A 271-nucleotide genomic window follows, 5' to 3' on the forward strand; every position below is an offset into this window, starting at 1 on the left:
GGGGGTCGCGACAGCCGCGGGAGACTTCTTCTCCGAGCCGCGGGTGACGGTCCACCACAGGTTGAGACACATGATGATTGCACCGGCCAGGTAGAGCACCCCGCCCAGACCGCGCACCACATACATCGGGAACTTGGCGGAGACGGTGTCGGCGAAGGAGTTCACGAGGAAGCCCTGCGCATCCACTTCGCGCCACATCAGGCCCTCCATGATGCCCGTGACCCACATGGCCGAGGCATAGAGGACGATCCCGATGGTCGCGAGCCAGAAG

General features: G+C 64.6%; 1 protein-coding gene. It reads right to left on the reverse strand.

All coding sequences use genetic code 11. The features are described from left to right. Positions 1-271 (reverse strand): cbb3-type cytochrome c oxidase subunit I (locus E0702_RS17460; protein WP_205742068.1); only part of this gene is annotated, 271 nt, incomplete at both ends.

Source organism: Halomonas marinisediminis (genome assembly GCF_004347715.1).
GTDB lineage: Bacteria > Pseudomonadota > Gammaproteobacteria > Pseudomonadales > Halomonadaceae > Halomonas > Halomonas icarae.